Source organism: Clostridium sp. AM46-21, from assembly GCF_003480025.1.
Lineage (GTDB): Bacteria > Bacillota > Clostridia > Lachnospirales > Lachnospiraceae > Coprococcus > Coprococcus ammoniilyticus.
Window position 1 is genome coordinate 32,627 of sequence record NZ_QUIB01000004.1, and the last position, 24,084, is coordinate 56,710.

The window sequence follows — 24,084 nt, forward strand, 5'->3', positions numbered from 1 at the left end:
TAAAAAGGAGGCAGTGGCGAATCACTGATCGGCAGTAGTGGAATGAAACGTGGAAGTCGACAGGATTTGGCTACGGATGATTATGAAGAAGAAAACATACGAAGGATACACATATGTAGACGGTGGTGTCTGTGCAGCAAAGGGATTTGTGGCAAATGGTATAAACTGCGGACTGAATTCCGATAAGAATAAGAATGATCTGGGTATGGTTTACAGCAGTACAGTCTGTAATGCAGCAGCCGTATATACACAGAACAAGGTAAAAGGTGCGCCGATCCTTGTAACTAAGGAGCATCTGAAGGCAACAGGCGGCAAAGCCATGGCAGTTGTCGTTAATTCAAAGAATGCAAATACCTGTAATGCGGATGGCGTGGAAAAGGCAGAGCGGATCTGTGAGCTGGCAGCAGATGCACTGGGAATCGATGCAGATATGATCATCAATGCATCGACCGGTGTGATTGGTCAGATCATTCCGATCGAACCATTTGAAGAGCACATGAAAGAGCTTGCTGGCGGTTTAAGTGCCGATGGCAATGATAAGGCTGCAAATGCGATCATGACGACAGATACAGTTGATAAGCAGGTTGCAGTAGAATTCACACTTGGTGGCAAGACCTGTCGTCTTGGTGGAATGGCAAAGGGAAGCGGTATGATCCATCCGAATATGGCAACCACGCTGAACTTTATCACAACGGATGTTGCAATCTCAGCCGATATGATCCAGAAGGCTCTGAGTGAGATCGTAAAGGTAACCTATAATTGTCTGTCTATAGATGGTGATACATCGACAAATGATACTTTAAGTGTCATGGCAAACGGACTTGCAGGAAATGAAGAGATCGTAACAGAAAATGACGACTATGCAATTTTCAAGAAAGCACTGTACATCGTTATGGAGTGTATGACGATGATGCTCGCAAGTGATGGAGAGGGCGCAAGCAAGATGCTGGAATGTACAGTATCTGGAGCGCCGGATCAGGATACAGCGATCATCGTTGCAAAGAGCATTATCCGTTCCCCACTGACCAAATGTGCGATGTTTGGTGAAGACGCAAACTGGGGACGTATTCTCTGTGCGATCGGATATGCAGAAGCGGATTTCGATATCGATAAAGTAGATGTAGATCTTGAATCTGAGAAGGGTATCGTAGAGGTATGCAGAAACGGTTCCGGTATTCCATTTTCTGAGGAAAAAGCCTCTGAGGTATTATCTGAGGATGATATCTATATCAACGTCAATCTGAATCAGGGCGAAGCATCCGCTAAAGCGTGGGGCTGTGACCTGACTTATGATTATGTCAAGATCAATGGTGATTATCGTTCATAAATAAAGAGTGCCACCGATAGACGGTTAGCCTTGATATGATTGGTTAAAAATAACCGCTCGCAGTTTGCAGGCTGGGCGGTTATTTTTTATACTTATAGTGCGCTGATTAGCGTGTCCCAAATGAATCCGTCCAGAGTGGCATATAGCCGCTTCGGATGGCTACTGCTTGGGAAGCCAGTTCTTTTTTACATCAATTCCAACTTCCATCAGTTTACCGGTGGGAGCAGCACCCGCAATGGCTATTATTTCGTTATCTTTTATTGCACATAAAACGATGGTTGTATTTGTATTTCCTTCTGCATCAAAAGCCAGTGAATTTTCAAAGCCCTCGATATCACATAATGTTTTAAGGTTGTTACCTTCATATAATTCGTCTCGGGTTTTACCTGATAACAGTTGTTTTCCAAGTTCATATTTTTCTTCAGACAGAGAAATGATATTTGTATCTCTGATGCTGAGAATTTTAACATAATTATTAGCAGCCTTTTCGTTCTTTACGAAATGTGTGCCTTCTTCTTTTAATTGATCTGTTGAACAATTTATGTAGCCGGCAATGTAGTCATATATTTTATTATTTATCTCATCTTTATAAGAATTATTCATAATTTTCTCCATAAGTATAGTCAAACAGAGAGATAAAAACTTATCTCCCTGAAATGAATGATTTGCATTTGAACTGTGCTTAATACCGTGTATTTACTGAAAAGCCTGTTTGCTGCAGGGGCGATACAGCCATAGCAGTACATGTTCTTTGCCTTCCAGAGATAGAAGTCGTCATTTGTCCATGTTGTACCTTCTTTATATGTATTCTGTAATGCAAGGATTTTCTTCTTTACAGTCTCTTCACGGGATTCTTTTTTCGCTGCTGTAACAGTGACCTTGCACTTTAATGTCTTTATCTTTTCGTTCTTTTTATAGGTAGCTTTAATAACAGCGGAGCCTGCCTTTTTTGCAGTGACCTTACCTTTCTTTGAAACTGTGGCAATCTTCTTATTAGAAGACTTCCATGTTACCGTTCCCTTTACATTTTTTGTTTTTAACTGGTAAGTTTTGCCCTTCTTCAGCTTTAAAGATGTTTTATTCAGCGCAGCTTTCTTGGCCGTGGTCTTGCTTGCGGTAAGGGTGGCATCATTTGTGGTTGTATTTGTAGTAGAAGTGGCAGTGTTTATAGCTGCGGTCTTACTTGTGGCAAGGGCAGCATTGGTGCCTGTGTATGTACTGACAGCGGAAACTGTGCGCTCATTTAAAGTTGCTGCCTGTGCTGGCAATGCAGTTACGATAACCATACCGAGCAGGCTGCATCCGATGATTGTACGTTTCCAGAAAGAATTGGAATGATATGGTGACGTCCCATTTTATATTTTAGAATTTCGTACGCAAAAAAGAACTCTATAATGAGATCCTTTTTGGAAGAGACGCAGCTATGACCCTTTGGCTGATGTCATATATCAATCAGCAGGAAGAAGGTGTTCCGATGCCAGGAAAACTTGCGCTTAGTTCTCCGGGATCGGCATTGACAGCAGAAGAAAGAAAACCGGCAGGTGGTCTTATAACGAGACTGCCTGCTTTCTTTAATTCCGTTTCTTTCATATTTGTTCAAAAAACTTCAAAAAAATGCAAATTAATGATTGATTGTGAACGAAATGTGTGTTAATATAAATCCAAGTTGAACGAATATGATTGATTTTGAATGAAAAATTGGTTATAATGCATATATATGAATTGAATTGCAAATAATAAAATGATTTGATAATAAGGAGACCTATATATATGCTTACGGAAGAAAGATATAACAAGATACTGGAAGCTCTGAAGAACAAAGGAACGATCACAGTTGCAGAAATGACAGAGTGCACAGGAGCATCAGAATCAACCATAAGGCGGGATCTTATCGCTCTCGATGAAATGGGAAAACTGAATAAGGTACACGGAGGAGCTACAGCAGTTGCACACCAGTTTATTGCAGATGAGATTGCGGTCAGTGTAAAAGAGCAGCTCTGTGTGGAAGAAAAGAAAGCAATTGCGCGGTATGCGGTGAATATGATCAATGATGACGATTTTATTTTCATAGATGCAGGAACAAGTACCGGATGGATGATCGAGTATCTGGAATCAACCAGAGCGACATTTGTCACAAATGGAATTGCACATATCAAACGGCTGATGAACAAAGGACTTCGGGCATACATGATCGGAGGACTTGGAAAGCCGGTCACAGAATCTACGGTAGGTGCAGATGCTGTAAATAATATGAAGATGTTCAATTTCTCAAAATGCTTCCTTGGAACCAACGGTGTACATACAGATTACGGTTTCACGACAGTCGATGTAGAAGAAGCACTTGTAAAGATGGAAGCGGTCAACCGATCTTATGCGAGTGTTGTCCTTGCCGATCACACGAAGTTTGACAAGGTTACAGCGGTTACATTTGCAGGAATCAAGAAGGCGTGTATTATCACCGACCGACTTGTAAATGATAAGTATGCAGATGCAACAGTCATAAAGGAGGTAATGAAGGAATGATCTACACAGTAACTTTCAATCCGGCAATCGATTATGTTGTCAGAATGGAAAAACTGGAAATCGGTTCGGTAAACAGAAGCAGAGAAGAAGCCCTGTTCTACGGTGGAAAGGGAATCAATGTTTCAACAGTCCTTAAGAATCTGGGCGTAGATTCTGTAGCACTTGGATTTGTTGCAGGCTTTACCGGAAAAGCGATTGAAGAAGGAGTCGCTGCCCTTGGTGTAAAAGCTGATTTCATCACGGTTTCAGATGGCGTTAGCAGAATCAATGTTAAGCTGAAAGCCGGAGAAGAAACAGAGATCAATGGAAAAGGCCCCAATATCAGCGATGCAGAACTGGAAGAACTTTATAAGAAATTAGATGGTTTAACAGACGGTGACTGTCTGGTTCTGGCAGGAGCGATCCCACCATCTTTACCATCTGATGTGTACGAGAAGATCATGGCAAGACTTGCAGGCAAGAAGGTTGATATCGTAGTCGATGCTACGAAGGATCTCCTGTTAAATGTTCTCAAGTATCATCCGTTTCTTATCAAGCCGAATAACTTCGAGCTTGGAGAAATGTTTGGCGTAACACTTCATTCCGATGAGGAGATTGAAGAATATGCAAAGAGATTACAGGCACTTGGAGCAAGAAACGTAGCGATCTCCATGGCAGGAGACGGATCTATGCTGATCACAGAGACCGGAGAGACATACAGAATGGGCGTTCCAAAAGGAAAAGTTGTTAATTCTGTAGGAGCCGGAGATTCCATGGTGGCAGGATTTATCGCAAGCTATTTTGCAGAGCATGATTACAAGAAAGCATTAAAGTACGGCGCAGCAACAGGCAGTGCAACTGCATTTTCAGAAGGACTTGCAACAAAAGACCAGGTTGAGAAACTTTTAGGACAATTTTAACAGTTGGGGAAAAGGGAGAAGAACCGACTGAACTGACCAGATCCTGATAAACCGGTATTTGAGTAAAGGAGAATGAGTATGAGAATAAGGGAGTTATTAAAAAAAGAAGGAATTGCCCTTGGTGTAAAAGTAGATTCTAAAGACGCAGCGATCGATTATCTGATCGATCTTCATGCAAAATCGGGCAATATAACAGATAAGGCAGAATTCAAGAAAGGAATTCTTGCAAGAGAGGAATCCGGTTCGACCGGAGTTGGAGAGGGAATCGCAATTCCTCATTCCAAGAATGCAGCAGTTAAGCAGCCGGGACTTGCAGCTATGACAGTACCGGACGGTGTAGATTATGATTCATTAGACGGACAGCCTGCAAACCTGTTCTTCATGATCGCAGCACCGGAAAAGGGCGCAGATGTACATCTGGAAGTATTATCAAGACTCAGTATGTTGCTGATGGATGAGAACTTCAGAGCAGAACTTCTTGCAGCAAAGAATGCAGATCAGTTCTTAGATATCTGCAGCAAATATGAGATGGAAAAGTTTGCGGATGAACTTGGAGAAGCAACAGAAGATAAGAAGGAAAACGCACCGGAAAAGACAGGATACAGAGTCCTTGCAGTTACAGCATGTCCGACCGGTATCGCACATACATTTATGGCAGCGGAAGCCCTTGAGAAAAAAGGAAATGAAATGGGCATTTCGATCAAGGTTGAAACAAATGGATCCGGCGGTGTTAAGAATCGTCTGACAGCAAAGGAGATTGAAGAATGTGACGGTATTATCGTAGCAGCCGATAAGAATGTGGAGACTGCAAGATTTGACGGCAAGCCAGTTCTTTTTACAAAGGTAGCAGATGGTATCCACAAACCGGAAGAGCTTATCAATAAAGTAATCGATGGCAAGGTTTCGGTGCATCATGAGAGTGGAAAGAAAGCAGAGGAAGAAAGCGCAGGCGGTGTTGGAAGTCAGATCTACAAGCATCTGATGAGCGGTGTATCCCATATGCTTCCATTCGTTATCGGTGGCGGTATCATGATCGCACTGGCATTCCTGATCGATACAATCTGTGGATATGGTTCAACCGGTGGTTCAAACTTCGGTACCTGTACACCACTTTCCGCATTCTTTAAATATGTCGGAGATCTGTCCATGGGACTGATGGTTCCGGTACTTGCAGGTTATATCGCATATTCGATCGCAGATCGTCCGGGTCTTGCAGTTGGATTTACCGGCGGACTTCTTGCTTCATCCGGTAATGCAGCGATCGCAAAATATATATGGGCAGGTGCAAGCCTTTCCCCATTCCAGAATTTTATTTCAAAATTCGGTTTTGTAGGCGAGGCTCCGGTAATACAGTATCCGGTTTCTTAGGTGGTATTCTTGCAGGTTTCCTTGCAGGTTATATCGTACTTTTATTAAAGAAGATGTGTTCAAAGTTCCCTCAGTCATTAGAGGGTATCAAGCCAACATTGATCTATCCGTTAGTTGGTATTTTCCTTGTAGGCGTATTGATGGTATTTATCTTTAATCCATTGATCGGCCTTGTAAATACAGGACTTTCCAATATGCTTACATCACTTGCAGATAAGAATCTGTTAGCTCTCCTTGGTCTGATCCTCGGAGCAATGATGGCGATCGACATGGGCGGTCCTATCAACAAGGCAGCTTATGTATTCGGCTCGGGAATGCTTTCTACAGCAGCAGACCTTGTATCAGCCGGTGCATCCCAGAGTGATGCAGCCGTTCAGGCATGCTACATTTCCATGGCAGCCGTAATGATCGGCGGTATGGTTCCACCAATGGGAATTGCACTTGCATGTAAGCTGTTCCCTAAGAAATTCACAAAGGCAGAAAGAGGCTCAGCCGTTTCTAACTTTGTAATGGGTTGTTCCTTCATCACAGAGGGTGCGATTCCATTTGCAGCAGCAGATCCGCTTCATGTTATCCCATGTACCCTGGTTGGTGCAGGTGTAGCAGGAGCATTATCAGCAGCATTCAAATGTACACTGATGGCACCACACGGAGGAATCTTCGTATTTGCAACAGTAGGACATCCATTATTCTACATTCTTTCATGGGTGATCGGTTCTGTAGTAACCTGTTTACTGCTCGGTCTGATCAAGAAAAATGTAGCAGAAGAATAAAAACAAAAACCCTATCCTTTTTAACAACGGTGGGAACAGAAAGAATCTGTTCCTGCCGGATATAAATAAAACAGGGATATTTCAAATATTAAATCAAAAGTAACAATGTTGATCATGCGTTTGTCCGAATCGGACAAATGATAAAAGAGATATAAAAAGGAGAAGATAATTATGGTATCACAGACAGTTAAAGTTATTAATGAGCAGGGATTACACATGAGACCGGCAGGAGTATTTGCAAAGGAAATGACAAAGTTCAAATGTAACGTAACAATCGATATTGCCGGTAAGAGAATCAACGCAAAGAGCGTTATGCTGATCATTGCAGCATGTATTAAGTGTGGAACAGAGATGACAATTGAGTGTGACGGTGAAGACGAGCAGGCAGCTCTCGCAAAGGCAGTAGAGTTGGTTGAATCCGGTCTTGGCGAATAGTCAGACAGCATTCTTTCATCTGGAAAGCGGGGTAGAAGATATGTTAAAAGGAATAGGCGGCTCAGCCGGTTATGGCATCGGAAAGGTTGTCATCATCAGTGATGGCAAACCGGAATATAAGCAGCATACAGTAACAGATACAGATGCTGAACTTCAGAGATTTGAGAATGCTATGGAAGTTTTTGTTGAAAAGACTCAGAAAATGGCAGATGCAATGAAAGAAAAGGTTGGAGAACATAATGCAGAGATCCTGGAAGGACATATCGTTTTGATAAGTGATCCATTTATGCAGGATCAGGTCAAGGAGTTGATCGGTAATGGCGAATGTGCAGAAGCAGCCGTTGACAGTGTATGTGATATGTTCGTATCCATGTTCTCCCAGGTAGATGATGAACTGACCAGACAGAGAGCAACTGACGTAGGAGATATCCGTGTCCGTATGCTTAAGATCCTTACCGGTACGCCGGATATTAATATCGGAGATGTTCCGGCAGGTACAGTGATCGTCGCAAAGGATCTGACACCATCCATGACAGCAGGAATCGTAAAGGAAAATGTAGCAGGTATTATCACCGAGATTGGCGGTAAGACTTCTCATTCAGCTATTCTTGCAAGAGCACTTGAGATCCCTGCTGTACTTAGTGTAGATGGTATCGTAGATCAGGTGTCCGATGGTATGATGGCAGTTGTAGACGGATGCGAAGGCGTTTGCATCTTAGAACCTGCGATGGATGAGATCGCAGAATATGAGACAAAGCGTGCAGATTACCTGAAAGAGAAGAAACTGCTTCAGATCTACAGAGGAAAAGATACAGTAACTGCTGATGGAACAAAGGTAGCTTTATATGGCAATATCGGCAATCCAGAGGATGCCAAGGGTGTTGTAGCTGCTGATGGTGAAGGCGTAGGCTTATTCCGTACTGAGTTCCTGTTCATGGGAACAGACAGTTTGCCAACAGAGGACGAGCAGTTTGAAGCATATAAGGCAGCAGCCGAGACGATGCAGGGTAAAGAAGTTATTATCCGTACACTGGATGTCGGCGGTGACAAAGATATCCCGTATCTCGGATTGGAAAAAGAAGACAATCCGTTCCTTGGTTTCCGTGCAGTCAGATATTGTTTGAAAAATGAGGACAGCTACAAGGTACAGCTTCGTGCATTGCTTCGTGCGAGTGCATTTGGCGATATTAAGATCATGGTTCCGCTTGTTACCTGTGTGGATGAGATCCGACGGGTAAAAGAACTGGTAGCGGAACTTAAGAAGGAGTTAGATTCAGAGAAAATCGCATATAACAAGGATATTCAGGTCGGCGTTATGATCGAGACTCCTGCAGCCAGCCTGATCGCAGATCTTCTGGCAAAGGAAGCTGATTTCTTCAGTATCGGTACAAATGATCTGACCCAGTACACAATGGCAGTTGACAGAGGAAATGCCAAGGTTGCATATCTGTATTCCGCATACAATCCTGCTGTTCTTCGTTCTATGAAGAATGTTATTGAAGCAGGAAATGCAGCAGGCATCATGGTAGGTATGTGTGGTGAAGCAGCTGCTGATCCGTTACTGATCCCACTTCTGATCTCCTTTGGACTGGGAGAGTTCAGTGTATCGGCAACTTCTGTTTTAAGAACCAGAGGCACAATTGCCAAATGGTCAAAGGCAGATGCAGATGCGCTTGCAGCAAAAGCATTGTCCTTATCCACAGAAGCTGAGGTGGCTGAACTGTTAAAAGCCTTCGCAAGATAAGCGAAAAGCCCATATCTGTTTTGTTTGGAACAGAATGAAAGATATTAAAAGCAACTAGTACTATAATTACACCTATTATTCCGCAAGTCGTTTGCACTTTATTTTAACGCAGCGGTACTAAGCTCCTTGCCTATGGCAACTCGCTAAGGACCGGCGTTGAAAAAGGCTTGCTACATAATAGTGTAATATATAGTAACTGTTGCTTTTGTAATATATCGGATAGTTCCAAACAAAACAGATATGAAAGTTTCTGCAATTAGCGCAGGCGAGGCTTAAAAAGTGCATTGTTTTCTGAGACGGTTTTCTGCATATTTGAATAGCAGGGTAAATGTCAAGAATACATTTTTTACAAAATTTGAAAGCTTGAGTGTGGGGTTTTCACGAATTTCTTACGAAAATTAATTTGCACTGGAATTTTATGGAAAATATTTGGTAATATTAATAATATAGAAGTCTGAAATAAAAAAGTTATTTTTTAGCCGTAGCGGCAAGACGAAACAGGGCACATATTGGCAGTTGGAGATGTTTTCAATAGGTAGAGAGGAAGATAGGTTATGTTTGAAAACGAAAAAGTGAAACATGTAAAATTTGGTGAGGGAAATGTAGTTGAATGTGATGGTACACACATCCGTATTTTATTTCAGTGTGAGAATATAGAAAAGACTTTCACTTATCCAACCGTATTTGAGAAGTTTGTAAGATTTGACAGTCAGGACGCACAGGACAGGGTCACAGATGATCTGAATACCGCAAAAGAGGAGGCTGCAAAGCTGGAAAATCTCAGAAAATTATTCATGGCTGAGCAGGCAAAGAAGCGAAAGCTGGAGAAAGCAGCCAAGGCGGCAAAGAAAAGATAAAGCAAGAGCACCCGGTCGGGTGCTTTTTCAATTGTCTTGTGTTCTTCTCTGGTATCCGTTACTATCCATGCATAGTGGAGATAATAGCTATGAAAAGGGTTAATCACTATGTATGGCTTTTTTTTACATTTGTTTATAGGCGTTACCCCATTCGACCATAGAGTCAAGGATTGGCTTTAAGGTCTGTCCGAGGTCGCTTAACGCATATTCTACGCGTGGCGGAACCTCCGGGTATACGGTTCGGGTGATCAGCCCGTCTTCTTCCATTGAGCGAAGGCTGTCGGTCAGAACCTTCTGGCTGATACCGGTCAGATCGCGTTTGAGTTCGTTGAATCGCCATGGACGCTGTAACAGATTTCTTATAATAAGCAGCTTCCATTTACTTCCGATCAGAGCAACGGTCGTTGCAACCGGACATTCTGGTAATTCTTCTTTTGTTAACATAACATTACCTCCATGTATTTGTTTTATATCTAACATTTATTTTGTACCCAATATTCTTTTTTCTTGTTACATCCAATTATAATCTAACATCCTATGTATGGTCAATTAGTTACAAAAAGGTAACCGGGGTTACTTTTTTGTGACCAGGTAATAAAAAAGTGCGTACTTTTTCGAAAATCAGAATTTGTTATGTTGATAATGCAAGAGGGCAACAGCCCAAAAATAAAATTATCAGGAGGTAACAGAAGATGGCATTATCAAATATTGCAGATTGGGAAGACGATAAGGACAAGCAGGCAGGTGCAGCATGTGGAACAGCATGTGGAGCATCCGACAAACCGGCAGCGTGCGGAACAGCATGTGGAGCATCCGACAAACCGGCAGCGTGCGGAACAGCATGTGGAGCGTCTGACAAGCCGGAGCAGAAATAAGATGAAGAAATAAGGAGGCATGGACAGGATGAGTCAGTATTTTGCATTTCAATGGCATATCACAGATGAGTGTGATCAGCGGTGTAAGCACTGTTATATATTTTCAGGGACAGGATGTAAGGAATTAAAGAGCATGACCTGGGAGCAGATGCAGGAGGTTGTGGCGAACTGTGAAGATTTCTGTAAGGTCTATCACAGAGTACCGTACTTCTATATTACTGGCGGCGATCCTATCCTGCATCCTGATTTCTGGAAATTGATGGTTCTGTTAAAGAGCAAAAATATTCCATTTACAATCATGGGAAATCCATTCCATCTGAACGATGAGATCTGTAAAATGTTAGCCGTTTGTGGCTGTGAAAAATACCAGATGTCGTTAGATGGAATGAGAGAGACCCATGACTGGTTTCGGAAACCGGGCAGCTTCGATCTGACGCTGGAAAAAGTCGGCTGTCTGAATCGGGCAGGAATCCGGAGCATTATCATGAGTACGGTTTCAAAGACAAATATGCATGAGATACCGGATATTATCGATGCAGTTGTTCAGGCTGGCGTGGATGTGTATGCATTTTCAAGATATGTACCGACCGGTGGAGAGGTCGATACCAGCATGACACCGGAGGAGTACCGGGAGCTTTTGTCTGTCTGTGATGCGAAGTATAAGGCATATGAAGCGGCAGGCTGCAAGACGTATTTTAATAAAAAGGGTCATCTGTGGACGTTATATGAGTATGAAACAGGAGCGTTTACGCTGCCGGAAAATGCACAGGTAGGCATGATCTATGCGGGTTGTAATTGTGGTAACTGCCATATCACGATCTCATCAAATGGTGACGTGATGGCATGCAGGCGTGTTATGGACAGCAAGGTGGCAAATGTATTTGAGGACCGGCTGGCAGATGTGTGGATCTGTCAGATGGAGAAATACAGAGATTATGAGAAATTCAGCAAATGCAGCAAGTGTGAATTAAAGGCATGGTGTAGAGGGTGTCCGGCTGTTGCAAATGGAACGACCGGGAGCTTTTACGGAGCAGATCCTCAGTGCTGGAAGACAAGAAATGAGATTACTGGGGAGGTGCTTCCATGTTAACAAGAAAACAGGGAAGAATTAAAATTGTAGAGTAAACAAACGCAAACAGGAATGCGGATGTCTGGTTATTTTGTATTGGAGGAACGATAGATGGATTTAAAAACATGCTTAAAGAAGATGCAATTGGTAGGAGTTCTTGCATTTGCAACAGTGGATAAGGATGGTGCGCCGCAGATACGGAATATCAGTGCGATCCATTATGAATCGGATGCCCTGTATTTTTATACGGCAAGGGGGAAGAATTTCTGTCAGGAACTTCTGGAAGATGGACGGGTTCAGATCCTTTGCTATACAAAATATAAAGAGATGATACGACTGTCGGGAAAGGCATATGCGGTGCGCGAGGAAGAACAGGAGAAATGGCGTGATACCATCTTTGAGGAGCAGCCTTATCTGGCAAATGTCTATCCGGGTAATACCAGAAGTATAGGTATTATATTCTGTATTGATCAGGGTGAGGTAGAATATTTTAATCTGGGCGTGAATCCGATATTTCGTGAGACATACAGCCTTGGAAATGCTATAATCCGGGAAAAGGGGTATGTGATAACAGATGCCTGTATCGGCTGTGGTAAATGTGAGAAACTCTGTCCCCAGAGGTGTATCGAGAGAGGAACACCATATAAGATCAATCAGCAGCATTGTCTGCATTGTGGAAATTGTTATGAGAACTGTCCTGTTCAGGCAATCATGCGAAAGTGACCGATAGAAATAATGAAATGGATATACAGACAGAAACAGAGCGACAGATTATGAAAAAGATTAAGTATAGAAATGATAAAATAACATTTGAAACTTTTTTGTCCGGGACACCTGCCAGAGATTATGTGTTCCAGAAGACGCCATATGAGGAACAGATCCGTTTGGCTTCCCAGATGTTACAGGATGCAGAGTACGTTCTGGTTGGAGCAGGAGCAGGGATGAGTGCAGCGGCAGGCGCGCAGTATGGCGGAACATTTTTTGAGGAGAATTTCGGAGAGTTCCAGAAGAAATATGGAAAAGGGCCATATATGCAGGATATGTATTCTGCAGGCTTTTACCCGTACCCGGATGAAGAAAGCTACTGGGGCTACTGGTCGAAACAGGCGATCCTTGGCGGTATTGATCTGGATGTGACACCGCTTCATAAAATGTTTTTAAGTATGTTTTCCGGTAAGAAGATATTTGTCTTAAGCACAAATGCAGATGGTCAGTTTGTCAAAGCAGGGTTGCCGGAAGATCAGATCTTCTGCACACAGGGAGATTATTTCCATATTCAGTGCGGAAAAGGCTGTCATGATAAACTTTACGATGCGGTAGATCTGTTCCGGCAGATGGATCAGGCACGGAGGGATTGCAGGATACCGATCTATATGGTTCCGAAATGTCCGGTGTGCGGCGGGGCTATGGACATGAATCTGCGAAAAGATCAGCATTTCGTTCAGGATGCAGCATGGTATGATGCGGAGCAGAGATTTGGAGATTTCCTGTCTGAGGCAGAGAAAGGCAGATTGGTGCTGCTGGAACTTGGCGTTGGATTTAACACACCAATGATAATTAGATTTCCATTTGAAAAACTGGTCAGAGAGAATAAAAATATCTCGATAATCCGTCTGAATCTGAATGAAGCAGTTGTGCCGGAGAGTCTTGGTGACCGCGCGGTCGGAATTAATGCAGATATGAAAGAAAGCATTACGGATATAGAGCGTTGTGTGGCTGGGATGTAACGGACATTTGGCGCTATGCGGCAGAAAAATAACGGATGAAGGATTTCCAGAGATAGTGTAATAAATAGTAAAACAGAAAGTCTAAATATGGAAGGAAGCAGAAATTGATGAATCACGAGGAACAGAGAAAATGGCTGATCCGGAATTTGCTGGATGAAGATGCATATTATAAGAATTACAGAATTCCGGAAGATGAACAGGAACAGAAGGATCTTCTGCGCTCTCTGATGAATGTACGGATGCCGAAGAAGATCAGTCAGGAATTTTTATGGATTCAGGACGAATATCTGACAGAGGAAAATAAAAAGGCAGGAGTCATAGATTTTACAGAGCTGTCTCCGACAAAATCAGATGACCGGATCTATCTCTGGCAGGGAGATATAACAGTACTAAAGGTGGACGCAATCGTGAATGCCGCAAACAGTCAGATGTGCGGTTGCTTTCGTCCAATGCATAATTGTGTGGACAATATCATTCACTCAAAGGCAGGAATAGAGCTCAGGCTGCGCTGTAATGATATCATGCAGGCGCAGGGACATGAGGAGCCGACCGGACAGGCAAAGATCACACCGGCATTTAACCTTCCATGTAAATATGTACTTCATACAGTAGGTCCGATCGTGCAGGAACGGCTGCGGAAGGAACACGAAGAATTGCTGGCATCCTGTTATCGTTCCTGTCTGGAGCTTGCAGAAGAAAATGGAGTATCAAGTATTGCCTTTTGCTGCATTTCGACAGGCGTATTCATGTTCCCGAATAAACGGGCAGCGGAGATCGCAGTAGAAACCGTGCAGAAGTATCTGGAAGAAACAGGAAGCCGGATGCAGGTGGTATTTAACGTGTTCAAGGATGAGGATTTACATATATACAAAAGGTTACTTGAATACTGAGAATACTTACTTCATAAAAACTTCATACAAAAAAGTTCTTGACTTGGAGTAAAGTTCAAAGAGTATGATAGGAGTGTACGAAAAAGGTATACTCCTTTTTAGTATATAAATACGGAAAGCATCAGAGCATAGGCGCATAAGCGCTGAAACAAGTTTAAGTAAGATGGAGAGTGATAGTATGAAGACTACAAACAGAGAAGAATTTGAGAAGCAGAACGTATTTGGAACAGGAAATGCAAATACAGCATTTGCACAATATTTTATTGGGGATTCCTTTTTGAATCCGCTGACAGACACGAAAACAGGATTGTTTCTTGCAAATGTAACCTTTGAGCCGGGATGCCGGAATAACTGGCATATCCATCACGCAACAAAGGGCGGCGGACAGCTCCTGATCTGCACAGCCGGAGAGGGCTGGTATCAGGAAGAAGGAAAAGAGGCAGTCAGTCTTGTACCGGGAACTGTAATCACGATTCCGGCAGAGGTAAAGCACTGGCATGGTGCAAAGAAGGATAGCTGGTTTTCCCATATCGCAGTAGAAGTACCGGGTGAGAACTGCAGTAATGAATGGTGCGAACCGGTCACGGATGAAGAATATAATAAGTTAGCATAGGAAAGGTGGATCTATCATGGCAGTAAAACAGACAGCAGGAAGAACACAGCTTGGAGAATTTGCTCCAAAATTTGCAGAATTAAATGATGATGTATTATTTGGCGAGGTATGGAGCAGAGAGGATAAGCTGTCCCTCAGAGACCGGTCACTGGTAACTGTAGTTGCATTAATGGCACAGGGGCTTACCGATGAATCCTTCCGTTATCATCTGATGAGTGCAAAGGCAAACGGAATCACACAGGAGGAAATTGCAGAGATCGTTACACATGCAGCATTTTACTGTGGATGGCCGAAGGCATGGGCAGTATTTCGTATGGCAAAAGAAGTCTGGGCAGAAGAAGATATGTAGTATAGAGTCTCTTGCATTTCTTCTAATCCTGTGGTAGTGTGAAACGAGATATACAGACAGGAGACAGCATGGAAAAGTTAATATTAATACATGTAACAGACAGCGAATACCGTAAAATACAGAATATTGCAAGCCGGATGAAGATCACCGTAGATCGGATACCGGATGAGATAGTGACAACGAATTATAAGCTGGGTGAGCTTGTAAATGGAACCTATAAAAAAGTAGCAGAAATGGCAGATGCAACGGATCAGACTGGGAAAAACGCAGCTAAACATTCTTCGAGTGCAGTGACTGCGGGTATGCAGACAAAGAGCCGGGCAGACAGCCTGATTCTTTTATGTAATTTGAAGGAAAAACGTCTGGACAAGATGCTATTCGAGCTTCGGCATGGTGATGTGAAAGTGGATTACAAGGCGATCCTGACACCGAGCAATCAGAACTGGACAGTGAAGCTTCTTATGCAGGAGCTTCGCAAGGAGCGGTTTGTAATGATGCGAAAGTAGAAAATGGAGCGTACAGAGAGAACTCTGTATGCTCCATTTTTTGTAGTGAATTTCGGTGATGCAATAGCAGATTTGCTATGATAAAGATGGCAGACATCATGTCAGGCTTTCGGCTGCTGCTGGGTGATACAGTGGATATTGCCGCCGCCGTAAGCAATTTCTTCGGTACGGACACCGACAACCTTACGTTCCGGGAACATGGACTGTACCTGACGGATTGCAAGAGCGTCATTTTCATCACCGTACTGTGGCAGGATGATGCCGCCATTTACGATCAGAAAATTCAGATAAGAGGCGATCGCAAGGTCACCGTTTTTTCTTGGAGTGCTTCCGGGAACTGCATCGACTGTTTCCATGCCCTTCAGATAAACCGGAGCTTTGGTTGTACAGAGCTTATGGACGATCAGTTTCCTGCCTTTGGCATCTACAGCATTTGACAGGGTGTGGTAAGCGGCCTGTGCTTCTTTATAGAATGGGTCAGTCGGATCATCCGTATAGATGCAGGCAACTTCACCGGGACGGACGAAGCAGGCGACATCATCGATATGTCCATTTGTCTCGTCGGGATCGATGCCGTCCTTGATCCAGATGATCGTATCGACATTCAGATAATCTTTTAATTTCTGCTCGATCTGAGCTTTTGTGAGATGAGGATTTCTTCCCTTTGACAGCAGGCACATCTCGGTGGTGATCAGTGTACCTTCCCCATCGACATGAAAAGAGCCGCCCTCTAATACGAAATCATCAGTTCGGTAAGAATCAATCTGTTCCAGTTCGCAGATCTTGGATGCGATCTGATCATCCTTATCCCATGGAAAATACAATCCGTCGACCAGTCCGCCCCAGGCATTAAAGGTCCAGTCACAGGCACGGGTTTTGCCTTTATCATTTATCAGAAAAGTTGGTCCCATATCTCTGCACCATGCATCGTTACTGCTCATTTCAACGATCCGTACGCCGGCAGGCAGCATGGTTTTTGCATGTTCATATTGTGCGGCAGATACGCACATTGTAACAGGTTCGAATTCTGAGATCGCAGCAGCTACATTTGCAAATGTTTTTTGTGCCGGTTTCGCACCGGCTCTCCAGTTGTCGGTTCGTTCCGGCCAGATCATAAAGATCTGCTTTTGTTCTTCAAATTCTCCCGGCATACGGAAACCGTCAGCCTTTGGGGTCGAGTTTGTAATAAGTTTCGCCATTCCTGTATCCTCCTTGTATCGCAAATAAAATATCCATATCGTGTTTGAAAAATCATCTCTTGCAGGCAGGAGATTTTTCAGTCTTATATTTGATAAAACAAAAAAAGGAGCAACTCATTTTCTGAATTGCTCCGTTGCATGTGTCTGTATTTATTTCTTATTACGATAGCACAGAGATTATTGAAAATCAATATGGAATTGGATCTTACAGATCATTTACCCGTCCCATGAACAGGATCATTCCGGTATCCTGATCTTCAATGACATAGACAAATGGCTGGTCAACGATGAAGTTATAGGTTTCTTCCGGTGGCATCATAGCAGTTTCCTTTATTATGATATCCGTCTCCGCGGCAGCCTTTGTTCCGTTTTCATCAACGATCACTTTTGCTTTGTGAGAAACGGAAGATACCGCGATGCCATCTGCGATCTTTGAGAAATCAGCAGAAGCATATGCAGACCGGATTCCAAGTCTGTTCAGGATATCATCCAGACCGTTGATACTCTGTTCATCTGTGAATTTTGGAAGCTGAATGGTCTCTATCTCAGGAGAATCAGCATTATCCAGAGAGTCGATAAGTGCCTGTTTCTCATCACTGCTTAAAGCATCGAACAGGTTGGTGATCGTATCGCCTTCTTTAGATGGAAGGAATACTTTCATTACAACAGAATCACCATCGTAAGGAAGTACGATTCCTTTTATCGATCCGCTATCCGCATAAGAGAATCGTTCATCGTACAGATGCATCATTGGTACGGTAGAATCTCCGTTTGTTCCGTGAAAAGTATCATCGTATGTGTTACCCTCTGTAAATGGTGTCTGCCATTTTCCTTCAAAGTAAACCGCATTAATGAGCATCATAACAGTATTTGTCGAAAGTTCATTCATGATGGATGGGATCATCTGATTTGTATGTTCATTTACCCAGTTGTTTACATCCTTCACAACCTGATCGGCATGATCCGTAAAATCGGCTTCATATATCTCACCATGGTAATAGGTCTTGGCCGGAAGCAGAAAATCATCTGAGATATTAGCCGCCCAGTCTTTTCCGGTGGTCATCCAGATGGAATTTGCAGTATTTACATATGTCTGCTTGGACCAGTCTTTGTTCAGATAGCTTTGCATTTCCGTATTCCAGGTTGAAAGATCTTTGATGCCAAGTGTTGATTCCAGTTCCGTTTTCGTTTCGCCCCCGGCACCCTGATCGAGCATGGACAGTGCACTGGAAATACTGTAAGGGGAATAAAAACAGTTGCTGTCTTTTGGAAGTGCATCATACAGGTCAAATGCAAAATTGTTGACACCGTTTTTAAGTTCCTCATAGGAATCGACGGGCGCCGGTTTTGCTCCGACTGCGATGTCACTTCCGAGTTCCTTTGATGCTAAAAGTTTTTGTTTGGTGACGCTGCCGCCATTATTATCTGCGTTTCTGCATCCTGCAAGACTTGTGCACAGACATGCACCAAGTAATAAGCTGATTATCTTTTTATTCATAAATAATCCTCCATTTCTTTCGTGGTCAGATATGAATAATACTAACATATATCAGTGAATAAGAATATTCAAAAAAATATATAGTCTTATCAGTGTCCGGTTTATTTGCTTCTTTAATTTACATACGAAAGAAAATGGAGGATTTATGGAATTATTTTAAAAATTTTTATTCTTCGGTCACGGAATAGGTGGCAGCTTCATCCGATAAGGATTCCGCATCTACACCGAGATCTTTTTCCGCATTTACAAACCATGCCGGAGTATCGGAAGATACATTCATGTTGTTGAAGATATAAGTACCATCTGCATCAAACAGATATTCGGCATAGCCATAATCATCGGCAGTTCCGCCTATGACGATCACATGTGTGATATGATCGGCATCCGTGTAATCATATCGGAAGTAGGTATCTGTACTGCATTTGTCTGTGATATCGGTCTGCTGTCCGTTCAGGGTGAAATACAGTCTTCCGGCTTTCGCGGTGACATAGGTTTGATCGGTTGATTCGATACGGAAAGACATGGTAGCGTCTTCTGCATCGTATTCGACCTTCGTACCATTTGCAGTAGAGAATACCTTATGCACCCAGGTGCTTCCGGTTGCTGCCAGACAGATGCCATTTGACAGACAGAAGATGGCTGCCAGTCCGGCAACTGCGTAGGAAAGTCTGCGTGTGATCGTGTGGATCCGCAGCTTCTTTGAGCGTTCCGTGGTGATGTTGATGACTGCATCTGAGTGGATCATGTCAAATGTTTTCTTATAGCGTTCTTTATTCTGATTGTTCATAGTCCCAAGCCTCCTTTAGGGTGTCACGAAGCACGGTACGTCCGCGGTTTAACCGGACCTTTACGTTGCTTTTGCTGATCTTTAGAATGTCTGCAATTTCCTTAATGGAATAGTCTTCATAATAAAACAGATGGATCACTGTCCGGTATTTTTCCGGCAGCTTCATGACTGTTTCAAATAATTCCTGGCTTTCAGTATCAGAAAAATTCAGTTGTTCCATATAATCTTCCAATGATGTCCGGTTCCTGTGCCAGAGGGCTATACTTTAGTAGGACGATAAATAATGCGTTTCTAAATTGAAAATAGGCTATCAAAATCGGTCTTGGAACTTCAAAAAAATATTTTGATTTTCTTGAAAAACAGTTCCGCTTTGTACCCCTATTTTCTCCTATTAGCAGAGGGAGTAATCCCTGTAATGCTAAATCGGATTACATAAGGAAAGGAGGATAAGAGAATGTCAAGGAGTTCAAAGATTACAGCACTCTATGAGCGTTTGTCGAGAGATGATGATCTTAATGGTGAGTCAAATTCAATCACCAATCAAAAGCAATACTTGGAAGATTACGCCCGAAGAAATGGTTTTACGAATATCCGTCATTTTACTGACGATGGTTTTTCGGGTGTAAATTTCAATCGTCCGAGTTTTCAGGAGTTGATTAAGGAAGTAGAAGCAGGAAATGTCGCAACGATTATTGTTAAGGATATGAGCCGATTAGGGCGAAACTATCTGCAAGTCGGTTTTTATACGGAAGTTCTGTTCCCACAGAAAGATGTCCGTTTCCTTGCGATAAATAACAGTATCGACAGCAATAATGCTTCTGACAATGACTTTGCCCCATTTTTGAATATAATGAACGAATGGTACGCAAAAGACACAAGCAATAAAATCAAGGCTGTGTTTGACGCCCGTATGAAAGACGGAAAGCGTTGTAGCGGTTCAATTCCCTATGGATATAACCGATTAGCAACCGACAAACAAACGCTTGTCGTTGACCCTGTGGCTTCTGCGGTGGTAAAGCGTATCTTTTTGCTTGCCAACGAGGGCAAAAGTCCGAGAGCAATCGCTGAATTGCTTACCGAAGAAAAGGTTTTAATTCCGGCTGCACACGCAAAGGAATATCACCCCGAACAGTATAACGGAACAAAGTTTTCAGACCCGTATCTTTGGGGAATGTCAACCATAAGAGCGATTTTAAGCAGACAGGAATATCTCGGTCATACTGTTTTGCGTAAATCGGTCAGCACCAATTTCAAACTGCACAAAAGAAAGAATACCGATGAAGATGAACAGTATGTATTTTATAATACGCACGAGCCTATCATCTCGCAGGAACTTTGGGACAGCGTTCAGAAGCGAAAGAAACGAGCGAACAGGACAGCGGCAAGAGGAACGCATAGCAACCGTTTAAGCGGTTATCTGTACTGTGCGGATTGTGGCAGAAGAATGACCCTGCAAACGCATTACAGTAAAAAAGACCGTTCGGTGCAGTATTCTTACCGTTGCGGCGGATATGCAAGCAAAGTAAACTCCTGCTCTGCCCATTCAATTAGTGCTGATAATGTTGAAGCCTTGATATTATCGGCTGTCAAACGATTATCAAGATTTGTTCTGAATGACGAAGAAGCCTTTGCAAAGGAACTTCAAGCACTTTGGAATGAAAAGCAGACAGAAAAGCCAAAGCACAATAAATCGGAATTGCACCGTTTTCAGAAGCGATACGATGAATTGTCTAAACTTATTCGTGGCTTGTATGAAAATCTTGTTTCGGGATTACTGCCCGAAAGACAGTATAAGCAACTGATGAAGCAGTACGATGACGAACAGGCTGAGCTGGAAACGAAGATTGAGGAAATGGAAAAGGAACTTACCGAAGAAAAAGTAAATGCTGTTGATATTAAGCATTTCATTTCTTTAATTCGCAAGTGCAAAGAGCCGACAGAAATTTCCGATTTGATGTTTGCTGAACTCATTGACAAGATTGTGGTTTATGAAGCAGAGGGTGTGGGAAAAGCAAGGACACAAAAGGTTGATATTTACTTCAACTATGTCGGGCAGGTCGATATTGCCTATACAGAAGAAGAACTTGCTGAAATAAAGGCACAGGAAGAACAGATTGAGATGGAACGCTTGGCAAAACAGCGTGAGCGTGAAAAAGCCTACCGAGAGAAGCGAAAGGCGAAAAAACTCGCTGAAAACGGTGGAGAAATCGTCAAGACAAAGATATGTCCTCACTGTCAAAAAGAGTTTGTGCCTACAAGTAACCGACAGATATTCTGTTCAAAAGATTGTTGCTATCAGGCAAGGCAGGACAAGACAAAAGCCGACAGAGAAGCTGAAAAAGGAAATCATTATTATCGTCAGCGTGTCTGTGCTGTGTGTGGCAGTACCTACTGGCCTACACACAGTCAGCAGAAATTCTGTTCCGAAGAATGTCAAAAGATAAACCATAACGAGAAGTCTTTGGAATTTTATCACAAGAAGCAGAAGGAGAAATCAGAATGCAAAGATTTATTACAGACGAAAGAACTGGTATCCAGTACGAACTCATCGGAGATTATTACTATCCCTGCTTGACGATAGAAAACGAAGAACCGCCTACGCTCACAAAATACGGAAGAATGAGGGAAAGATATTTGAGGGAGCATAGGAAAGTCTTATATTGCAATCTGCTTACAAGCGGAAAGTTATATGAACACCTTGCTGAAATTGATACTTCGGCGTGTAATATGGCGGAGTATCTGATAAAGGAAATGGCAAGAAAACAAGGTGTGACGGAACAACTGAAAGCGGAGGATATGATGAGATGGGTCGGATTGATGAATAATATCCGAGCCTGTGCAGATGAGATTGTATTGAACGATATTGTGTATTCCTAATAGCATACCAGCCGAAAAGGAACTGCTGTCTTTACTGATGGCAGTTTTCTTTTTCGGGAAGTATTCAAGAAGTCATTAAGTCGTGAGTGTAATGGAAGTGGTTAAATTGAAAGTTCATAAAGATGGTATGATGTGTTAAAATGAGAGTGATGAATTGTAATTTTCCGCATTGAATATTAAGAGACTTGTAGGTGTAAGCCTTTTGCTGTTTTATTATATTCTTTCAAAAAATGAAAGCTAATCTTTGAATAAATATTTTTTGAATTTAAGTGACGCTTGACACATTTTTCCCGTTTATTAGGGTGAAAGGCCTTAATACAAGGGAAAGGAGGAGAAGCCTATGGATGATAAGCAGATATTAGATTTATATTGGGAGCGCTCCGAAGCTGCTATATCCGAAACTTCAAAAAAATACGGAAAGTATTGCAGATACATAGCCTTTAATATTCTTCACAATGACGAAGATAGCGAGGAATGTGTAAATGATACTTATTTAAGAGCTTGGAACAGCATACCGCCTAACCGTCCATCTGTCCTAAAAACTTTTTTAGGGAAGATTACTCGCAACCTATCTTTGGACAGGTACGAACTGCTTAATGCAAAGAAACGTAATGGTGGGCAAATGCCATTGGTTTTTGATGAAATACAAGAGTGCATACCATCGTTGGATAGTACAGAAAACATTGTTGAAGAAATCGCTCTAACGGATATTCTCAACCGCTTTCTTTCTTCCCTGTCATTAGAACAGCGAAAAATCTTTATGAGAAGATATTGGTATTTATCGCCCATTAAAGAAATTGCAACGGAATATGGTATGAGCGAGAGCAAAATCAAGATGTCATTATTTCGTTCAAGGAACGAACTCAAAAAATTGTTAGAGAAAGAAGGTATCTCTGTATGAAAGAAAAGAAACTTTTAAGGGCATTGGGAAATGTCGATAATCAGTATATTAAGGAGGCTGAACCTATGAAAAAAACAAGTAAAATAACTAATCGGCAAAAATGGGTGTCTGTTGCAGCTTGCTTCGTACTCGTTGCTGTGATTGGAGTGGGAGTTTTTCAAAGCAATCTGTTTGGTACAAAAAACGATATTGCCACGCTGAATGATGGAGAAACAATTACTTTTGTTAAAAATGACTTATCACAATCTTCAATTAACTTAAATGTAACAACAAGACCTTTGAGCGATGCTGAAATTGAAATGCTTTTTGCAGACTTGCCTGTTACCGCAGATGCTTATTTTGATGCTGACAATCATAATATTCTGGGTTTTGAGGGAAAAATTGATGATACAAGAATGGTAGTTTCTAAACAGGGTGTAAATCTATTAGATACTATCATTGATGGAAATACAATCACTTCAAGTGTAGACGGCGTTGATATCAACGCAGGATATTTCGTAACAAAGTCAAATAGTCAAGGTGTCAAAACCGTAATATATTATGCAACCTTTGATATGGGAGAGAACACTATTTATGTAGAGTATTCTGGCGTTGAAAATGAAAGTGAAACTGTAAAAAACAACTTGGCAGACACAATTTTGAAGTTGATTGAGAACGGTGCATTTGATTTGAGCCAAATCCAAGAATAATCTGCAAATTTCATATACTAAGAACTTGATGTAACACCCTATACCCTTAAAAAATAGGGAAAGTAATATAAAGCCCCAAAAAACAAGTCTAAAAAGCTCTATTAGAACGGTATCTTCGCTTTTTGCCTGTTCTTATGATTATAATTTTAGTGGTCACGTTTTTTGCTACTTGAATGAC

The 24,084-nt window shown here is 42.2% G+C and carries 25 protein-coding genes and 1 pseudogene; 19 read left to right on the forward strand and 7 right to left on the reverse strand.

Translation table 11 applies throughout. The features are described from left to right. The first annotated feature begins 82 nt into the window (after positions 1 to 82). Positions 83 to 1,327, forward strand: a complete 1,245-nt coding sequence (gene argJ, locus DW959_RS03355; protein ID WP_044944736.1) for a bifunctional glutamate N-acetyltransferase/amino-acid acetyltransferase ArgJ — start codon at positions 83 to 85, stop codon at positions 1,325 to 1,327. Positions 1,328 to 1,486: 159 nt separating this feature from the next. On the opposite strand, the gene DW959_RS03360 is transcribed toward argJ, so the two are convergent. Together DW959_RS03360 and DW959_RS03365 are read right to left on the reverse strand one after the other, a co-directional pair. Continuing rightward, positions 1,487 to 1,930, reverse strand: coding sequence for a hypothetical protein (locus DW959_RS03360; RefSeq protein ID WP_118615390.1), 444 nt, complete (start codon positions 1,928 to 1,930; stop codon positions 1,487 to 1,489). 20 nt (positions 1,931 to 1,950) lie between these two features. Further along, positions 1,951 to 2,613 (reverse strand): Ig-like domain-containing protein, encoded by a 663-nt coding sequence (locus DW959_RS03365; protein ID WP_118615392.1) that lies wholly within the window; start codon positions 2,611 to 2,613, stop codon positions 1,951 to 1,953. Positions 2,614 to 3,097: 484 nt separating this feature from the next. Here DW959_RS03365 and DW959_RS03375 point away from each other — a divergent pair, with 484 nt between their 5' ends. The 6 genes and pseudogenes from DW959_RS03375 to DW959_RS03400 all read left to right on the forward strand — a co-directional run bounded on the left by DW959_RS03375 (position 3,098) and on the right by DW959_RS03400 (position 9,926). Further along, positions 3,098 to 3,850, forward strand: a complete 753-nt coding sequence (locus DW959_RS03375) for a DeoR/GlpR family DNA-binding transcription regulator (RefSeq protein ID WP_008400090.1) — start codon at positions 3,098 to 3,100, stop codon at positions 3,848 to 3,850. Next, entirely contained in the window at positions 3,847 to 4,749 is a 903-nt protein-coding gene (gene pfkB / locus DW959_RS03380; RefSeq protein WP_117822209.1) for a 1-phosphofructokinase, read from the forward strand. Before DW959_RS03375 ends, pfkB begins: the two co-directional genes overlap by 4 nt. A 78-nt stretch (positions 4,750 to 4,827) precedes the next feature. Next, a pseudogene (locus DW959_RS03385) lies at positions 4,828 to 6,890 on the forward strand (fructose-specific PTS transporter subunit EIIC). A 171-nt stretch (positions 6,891 to 7,061) separates the two neighbouring features. After that, complete coding sequence (locus DW959_RS03390) at positions 7,062 to 7,325, forward strand: HPr family phosphocarrier protein (protein WP_008400082.1); 264 nt, start codon at positions 7,062 to 7,064, stop codon at positions 7,323 to 7,325. 40 nt (positions 7,326 to 7,365) lie between these two features. Next, entirely contained in the window at positions 7,366 to 9,069 is a 1,704-nt protein-coding gene (gene ptsP / locus DW959_RS03395; protein ID WP_118615458.1) for a phosphoenolpyruvate--protein phosphotransferase, read from the forward strand. A gap of 554 nt (positions 9,070 to 9,623) precedes the next feature. Further along, positions 9,624 to 9,926 carry a hypothetical protein gene (locus tag DW959_RS03400; RefSeq protein WP_008400078.1) on the forward strand — a complete coding sequence of 101 codons (303 nt, stop codon included), beginning with the start codon at positions 9,624 to 9,626 and terminating at the stop codon, positions 9,924 to 9,926. A gap of 123 nt (positions 9,927 to 10,049) precedes the next feature. Here DW959_RS03400 and DW959_RS03405 read toward each other — a convergent pair whose 3' ends face one another. Then, positions 10,050 to 10,370, reverse strand: a complete 321-nt coding sequence (locus tag DW959_RS03405) for a helix-turn-helix domain-containing protein (RefSeq protein ID WP_117808288.1) — start codon at positions 10,368 to 10,370, stop codon at positions 10,050 to 10,052. A 248-nt stretch (positions 10,371 to 10,618) separates the two neighbouring features. On the opposite strand from DW959_RS03405, the gene acgA reads away from it, so the two are divergent. The 8 genes from acgA to DW959_RS03445 all read left to right on the forward strand — a co-directional run bounded on the left by acgA (position 10,619) and on the right by DW959_RS03445 (position 15,955). Beyond that, complete coding sequence (acgA, locus tag DW959_RS03410) at positions 10,619 to 10,801, forward strand: ACGX-repeat peptide (protein ID WP_118615394.1); 183 nt, start codon at positions 10,619 to 10,621, stop codon at positions 10,799 to 10,801. A gap of 28 nt (positions 10,802 to 10,829) precedes the next feature. Beyond that, positions 10,830 to 11,891 (forward strand): radical SAM/SPASM domain protein, ACGX system, encoded by a 1,062-nt coding sequence (gene acgM, locus DW959_RS03415; RefSeq protein WP_118615396.1) that lies wholly within the window; start codon positions 10,830 to 10,832, stop codon positions 11,889 to 11,891. Between the two features lie 90 nt (positions 11,892 to 11,981). Beyond that, on the forward strand, positions 11,982 to 12,593 hold the full coding sequence (locus DW959_RS03420; RefSeq protein WP_118615398.1) for a 4Fe-4S binding protein: 612 nt from the start codon (positions 11,982 to 11,984) through the stop codon (positions 12,591 to 12,593). 50 nt (positions 12,594 to 12,643) lie between these two features. After that, a complete protein-coding gene (locus DW959_RS03425; protein ID WP_118615460.1) occupies positions 12,644 to 13,597 on the forward strand; it encodes a Sir2 silent information regulator family NAD-dependent deacetylase in 954 nt (317 codons plus the stop codon). Between the two features lie 107 nt (positions 13,598 to 13,704). Beyond that, complete coding sequence (locus DW959_RS03430; RefSeq protein ID WP_118483317.1) at positions 13,705 to 14,487, forward strand: protein-ADP-ribose hydrolase; 783 nt, start codon at positions 13,705 to 13,707, stop codon at positions 14,485 to 14,487. Between the two features lie 178 nt (positions 14,488 to 14,665). Further along, the gene (locus tag DW959_RS03435; protein WP_117808293.1) at positions 14,666 to 15,100 is read left to right on the forward strand and encodes a cupin domain-containing protein; all 435 of its coding nucleotides are present in this window, start codon (positions 14,666 to 14,668) and stop codon (positions 15,098 to 15,100) included. 16 nt (positions 15,101 to 15,116) lie between these two features. After that, positions 15,117 to 15,449: a carboxymuconolactone decarboxylase family protein gene (locus DW959_RS03440; protein WP_118615400.1), complete on the forward strand. Its 333-nt coding sequence runs from the start codon at positions 15,117 to 15,119 to the stop codon at positions 15,447 to 15,449. Between the two features lie 68 nt (positions 15,450 to 15,517). Then, positions 15,518 to 15,955 (forward strand): DUF3783 domain-containing protein, encoded by a 438-nt coding sequence (locus DW959_RS03445; RefSeq protein ID WP_118483319.1) that lies wholly within the window; start codon positions 15,518 to 15,520, stop codon positions 15,953 to 15,955. A gap of 101 nt (positions 15,956 to 16,056) precedes the next feature. Here the strand turns inward: DW959_RS03445 and aguA are convergent, their stop codons facing one another. The 4 genes from aguA to DW959_RS03465 form a co-directional block, all read right to left on the reverse strand. Continuing rightward, a complete protein-coding gene (aguA, locus tag DW959_RS03450; protein WP_118483321.1) occupies positions 16,057 to 17,154 on the reverse strand; it encodes an agmatine deiminase in 1,098 nt (365 codons plus the stop codon). A gap of 205 nt (positions 17,155 to 17,359) precedes the next feature. Further along, the gene (locus DW959_RS03455) at positions 17,360 to 18,652 is read right to left on the reverse strand and encodes a serpin family protein (RefSeq protein WP_117808296.1); all 1,293 of its coding nucleotides are present in this window, start codon (positions 18,650 to 18,652) and stop codon (positions 17,360 to 17,362) included. A 166-nt stretch (positions 18,653 to 18,818) separates the two neighbouring features. Further along, positions 18,819 to 19,439, reverse strand: a complete 621-nt coding sequence (locus tag DW959_RS03460) for a hypothetical protein (RefSeq protein ID WP_118483323.1) — start codon at positions 19,437 to 19,439, stop codon at positions 18,819 to 18,821. Further along, positions 19,423 to 19,671: a sigma-70 family RNA polymerase sigma factor gene (locus DW959_RS03465; RefSeq protein ID WP_347475311.1), complete on the reverse strand. Its 249-nt coding sequence runs from the start codon at positions 19,669 to 19,671 to the stop codon at positions 19,423 to 19,425. Before DW959_RS03465 ends, DW959_RS03460 begins: the two co-directional genes overlap by 17 nt. A 222-nt stretch (positions 19,672 to 19,893) precedes the next feature. Here DW959_RS03465 and DW959_RS03470 point away from each other — a divergent pair, with 222 nt between their 5' ends. The 4 genes from DW959_RS03470 (at position 19,894) to DW959_RS03485 (ending at position 23,906) form a co-directional block, all read left to right on the forward strand. Further along, positions 19,894 to 22,014: a recombinase family protein gene (locus DW959_RS03470; RefSeq protein ID WP_117599152.1), complete on the forward strand. Its 2,121-nt coding sequence runs from the start codon at positions 19,894 to 19,896 to the stop codon at positions 22,012 to 22,014. Then, a complete protein-coding gene (locus tag DW959_RS03475) occupies positions 21,939 to 22,316 on the forward strand; it encodes a TnpV protein (RefSeq protein WP_054325472.1) in 378 nt (125 codons plus the stop codon). Before DW959_RS03470 ends, DW959_RS03475 begins: the two co-directional genes overlap by 76 nt. A 340-nt stretch (positions 22,317 to 22,656) precedes the next feature. Continuing rightward, a complete protein-coding gene (locus tag DW959_RS03480; RefSeq protein WP_071428839.1) occupies positions 22,657 to 23,217 on the forward strand; it encodes a sigma-70 family RNA polymerase sigma factor in 561 nt (186 codons plus the stop codon). Then, positions 23,214 to 23,906 carry a hypothetical protein gene (locus DW959_RS03485; RefSeq protein WP_054690455.1) on the forward strand — a complete coding sequence of 231 codons (693 nt, stop codon included), beginning with the start codon at positions 23,214 to 23,216 and terminating at the stop codon, positions 23,904 to 23,906. Before DW959_RS03480 ends, DW959_RS03485 begins: the two co-directional genes overlap by 4 nt. Positions 23,907 to 24,084: the final 178 nt, after the last annotated feature.

What these genes read in the sequence shown, in the direction of transcription:
- DW959_RS03430 (WP_118483317.1), top strand. Translation starts at nt 13,705, where the DNA reads ATGAATCACGAGGAACAGAGAAAATGGCTGATCCGGAATTTGCTGGAT.
- DW959_RS03455 (WP_117808296.1), bottom strand. Translation starts at nt 18,652, where the DNA reads ATGAATAAAAAGATAATCAGCTTATTACTTGGTGCATGTCTGTGCACA.
- DW959_RS03485 (WP_054690455.1), top strand. Translation starts at nt 23,214, where the DNA reads ATGAAAGAAAAGAAACTTTTAAGGGCATTGGGAAATGTCGATAATCAG.
- DW959_RS03360 (WP_118615390.1), bottom strand. Translation starts at nt 1,930, where the DNA reads ATGAATAATTCTTATAAAGATGAGATAAATAATAAAATATATGACTAC.
- DW959_RS03475 (WP_054325472.1), top strand. Translation starts at nt 21,939, where the DNA reads ATGCAAAGATTTATTACAGACGAAAGAACTGGTATCCAGTACGAACTC.
- DW959_RS03480 (WP_071428839.1), top strand. Translation starts at nt 22,657, where the DNA reads ATGGATGATAAGCAGATATTAGATTTATATTGGGAGCGCTCCGAAGCT.
- ptsP (WP_118615458.1), top strand. Translation starts at nt 7,366, where the DNA reads ATGTTAAAAGGAATAGGCGGCTCAGCCGGTTATGGCATCGGAAAGGTT.
- DW959_RS03400 (WP_008400078.1), top strand. Translation starts at nt 9,624, where the DNA reads ATGTTTGAAAACGAAAAAGTGAAACATGTAAAATTTGGTGAGGGAAAT.
- DW959_RS03375 (WP_008400090.1), top strand. Translation starts at nt 3,098, where the DNA reads ATGCTTACGGAAGAAAGATATAACAAGATACTGGAAGCTCTGAAGAAC.
- DW959_RS03445 (WP_118483319.1), top strand. Translation starts at nt 15,518, where the DNA reads ATGGAAAAGTTAATATTAATACATGTAACAGACAGCGAATACCGTAAA.
- acgM (WP_118615396.1), top strand. Translation starts at nt 10,830, where the DNA reads ATGAGTCAGTATTTTGCATTTCAATGGCATATCACAGATGAGTGTGAT.
- argJ (WP_044944736.1), top strand. Translation starts at nt 83, where the DNA reads ATGAAGAAGAAAACATACGAAGGATACACATATGTAGACGGTGGTGTC.
- DW959_RS03390 (WP_008400082.1), top strand. Translation starts at nt 7,062, where the DNA reads ATGGTATCACAGACAGTTAAAGTTATTAATGAGCAGGGATTACACATG.
- pfkB (WP_117822209.1), top strand. Translation starts at nt 3,847, where the DNA reads ATGATCTACACAGTAACTTTCAATCCGGCAATCGATTATGTTGTCAGA.
- aguA (WP_118483321.1), bottom strand. Translation starts at nt 17,154, where the DNA reads ATGGCGAAACTTATTACAAACTCGACCCCAAAGGCTGACGGTTTCCGT.
- DW959_RS03460 (WP_118483323.1), bottom strand. Translation starts at nt 19,439, where the DNA reads ATGAACAATCAGAATAAAGAACGCTATAAGAAAACATTTGACATGATC.
- DW959_RS03420 (WP_118615398.1), top strand. Translation starts at nt 11,982, where the DNA reads ATGGATTTAAAAACATGCTTAAAGAAGATGCAATTGGTAGGAGTTCTT.
- acgA (WP_118615394.1), top strand. Translation starts at nt 10,619, where the DNA reads ATGGCATTATCAAATATTGCAGATTGGGAAGACGATAAGGACAAGCAG.
- DW959_RS03405 (WP_117808288.1), bottom strand. Translation starts at nt 10,370, where the DNA reads ATGTTAACAAAAGAAGAATTACCAGAATGTCCGGTTGCAACGACCGTT.
- DW959_RS03365 (WP_118615392.1), bottom strand. Translation starts at nt 2,613, where the DNA reads ATGGTTATCGTAACTGCATTGCCAGCACAGGCAGCAACTTTAAATGAG.
- DW959_RS03440 (WP_118615400.1), top strand. Translation starts at nt 15,117, where the DNA reads ATGGCAGTAAAACAGACAGCAGGAAGAACACAGCTTGGAGAATTTGCT.
- DW959_RS03435 (WP_117808293.1), top strand. Translation starts at nt 14,666, where the DNA reads ATGAAGACTACAAACAGAGAAGAATTTGAGAAGCAGAACGTATTTGGA.
- DW959_RS03470 (WP_117599152.1), top strand. Translation starts at nt 19,894, where the DNA reads ATGTCAAGGAGTTCAAAGATTACAGCACTCTATGAGCGTTTGTCGAGA.
- DW959_RS03425 (WP_118615460.1), top strand. Translation starts at nt 12,644, where the DNA reads ATGAAAAAGATTAAGTATAGAAATGATAAAATAACATTTGAAACTTTT.